The sequence below is a fragment of the Treponema sp. UBA753 genome (assembly GCF_002297325.1).
Classification (GTDB): domain Bacteria; phylum Spirochaetota; class Spirochaetia; order Treponematales; family Treponemataceae; genus Treponema_D.
Map to the genome: position 1 here is coordinate 1 of NZ_DBKJ01000019.1, position 2,707 is coordinate 2,707.

General features: G+C 41.3%; 2 protein-coding genes. Both read left to right on the forward strand.

The features are described from left to right. Positions 1 to 181: 181 nt before the first annotated feature. A complete protein-coding gene (gene cysK, locus B4C08_RS01075; RefSeq protein ID WP_296012252.1) occupies positions 182 to 1,117 on the forward strand; it encodes a cysteine synthase A in 936 nt (311 codons plus the stop codon). Positions 1,118 to 1,349: 232 nt separating this feature from the next. Further along, entirely contained in the window at positions 1,350 to 2,693 is a 1,344-nt protein-coding gene (locus B4C08_RS01080; RefSeq protein WP_296662206.1) for an MATE family efflux transporter, read from the forward strand. The last annotated feature ends 14 nt before the right edge of the window (positions 2,694 to 2,707 follow it).

The window sequence follows — 2,707 nt, forward strand, 5'->3', positions numbered from 1 at the left end:
CGTATCAAGTACGGCAATGACAGTGTAACAGATTTCTGTGTCGGGGCACAGGAATGACATAAGATTATGTAAAAATAATAATAAATCACAAAACCCTATTGACTTGATAGGAAATAAAAGCTAGTATAACCGCATAAAACCTATATTTTAAGTAGGAATATAAACTTGCAGGAGGCCGGATATGGCAGACATTAAGGAAAGCGTAGTAGAACTGATTGGAAACACACCGATTCTAAAGCTCAACAATTATTCAAAGGCTAGCGGCATTGAAAACGCAACCTTGCTTGCAAAACTGGAATATCTGAATCCGGCCGGAAGCGTAAAAGACAGAATCGCGCTTGCAATGATTGAAGATGCAGAAAAAAAAGGCATTCTAAAGCCTGGAGCTTCTATAATTGAGCCTACTTCTGGAAATACTGGAATTGGACTTGCCGCTGTTGCCGCTGCAAAAGGATACAAGGCAATTTTGACTTTGCCAGAAACAATGAGTGTTGAGCGCCGCAATCTTTTAAAGGCTTACGGTGCGGAGCTTGTTCTTACAGAAGGCGCAAAAGGAATGAAAGGCGCGATTGCAAAGGCAGAAGAACTTCAAAAATCAATTCCCGGCTCTGTTATTCTCGGTCAGTTTGTAAATCCGGCTAACCCTAAAGCTCACCGCGAAACTACAGGCCCTGAAATCTGGAGCCAGACAGACGGAAAAGTTGACATTTTTGTTGCTGGCGTAGGCACTGGCGGAACTGTTTCCGGCGTAGGAGAGTTCCTAAAGTCGAAGAATCCGGCTGTAAAAGTTGTTGCTGTTGAACCTGCTTCAAGCCCTGTTCTTTCAAAAGGAACTGCCGGCTCTCATAAAATTCAGGGAATCGGCGCAGGATTTGTTCCAGAAACGCTCGACACAAAGATTTACGATGAAATTATTGCCATAGAAAATGACGATGCTTTTGCTGAAGGAAAGGCTTTTGCGCGGTCAGAAGGAATTCTTGTTGGAATTTCAAGCGGAGCTGCTCTAAAGGCTGCAAAGATTCTTGCCCAGCGTCCTGAAAACAAAGGAAAAGTTATTGTGGCTCTTCTTCCAGATTCAGGAGACCGCTACCTTTCAACTCCATTGTTTGCAGACTAATTTAAAAATTTTACCATAAGTGCCGGGTTTTTGCCCGGTTTTTTTTATCATTATCTATCTTTTACCTATCATTGTCGTGCTTGGCACTGTGATGTTTGCATAGTAAACACGTTTAGCAATCTTTTTCCATCAAATTTTGCGCACTTGTTGCTCAGTTTGTTTGTTCTGTGTTGCATTATACTAGAACAAATGTTATATATATTTTCTAACATAAATATGTTGGGAGAAAATTATGGACAAACAGTTTTACAAAGATTCATTAAAAATGCTTTTTCCTATTATTCTGCAAAATATATTCGCCGCCATGATGGGCTCTGTAGATGTTATAATGCTGAACAGTGTAGGTCAGGACGCTATTGCGGCAGGCTCTCTTGCAACTCAGTACTCGGCTCTTGTCTTTATGTTCTATTCTGGAATAAGCTCAGGCTCTATTCTTCTTGCGGCTCAGTATTTTGGTAAAAAAGATTTTAAGGCTCTTGAGGCAATTGAAGGAATTGCGCTTAAATGCTCGCTTGCTGTTGCGCTTTCCTTTTCTATTGGCGCGTCGTTGTTTCCGGAAAAACTTATGCGCGTTTATACGGCTGACCCTGTTTTGATTGCAGAAGGCGCGGAATATCTTCGCATAATTTGGGTGTTTTATCTTTTGTGGGCGGTTTCAAATACTTACTTTTCTATGCTTAGAAGCGCAAACCGTGTTTCGGTGGCAACGTTTTTTAACGGCCTGGGATTTTTCTTAAACATCATTCTTAACGCGGTTTTTATCTTTGGGTTTTTTGGAATTGAAAAAATGGGAATCCGCGGAGTTGCTCTTGCTACTTGCATTTCTCAATCTGTTTGTGTTGCAGGCTGCTTTATTGTTTCAGCCCGGAGCAAGGACATAAAGCTTAAGTTTTCCTATATGTTTATAAAAAGCCGCTCTCTTGCCAAGGATTTTTTTAAGATGTCTTTGCCTGCCTTGCTGAATGATGTTTCCTGGGGCGCAGCTTTTTCTGCCTACGTTGCAATCATGGGGCGGCTTGGCTCTGATGTTGTGGCGGCGAATTCGATTGTATGCGTTGTGCGCAACTTTGCCACTGTGTTCTGCTATGCTGTTGCTGCGGTGGGCGGCATTATTGTAGGAAACTTGATTGGTGCAGATAAGATTGACGAGGCTGAAAAAGGCGCAAAGGAATTTCTTAAAGTTACAGTTATTGCAGGAGCGTTTGGCGGGCTTTTGATATTCATTTCAATTCCGTTTGTTCTAAAATACGCTTCACTTTCAACTTTGGCAATGCATTATTTAAAGCAGATGCTTTTTATAAATGTCTACTATGTTATGGGAACTGCTGTTAACACAATGCTTATTGCCGGTGTTTTCCGTGCAGGCGGATGCACAAAATTCGGTCTAATCTGCGACACAATCGATATGTGGGGCTATGGAATTACAGCCGGAATTCTTACAGCTTTTGTATTCAAGCTTCCTGTTGTATGGGTTTACTTTTTTATGTGCCTGGACGAATTTGTAAAGTGGCCTTGGGTTTTCTCATTCTACAAAAGCAAAAAGTGGCTTAGAAACATAACTAGAAGTGAATATTAGGTCAAAATTCGAGT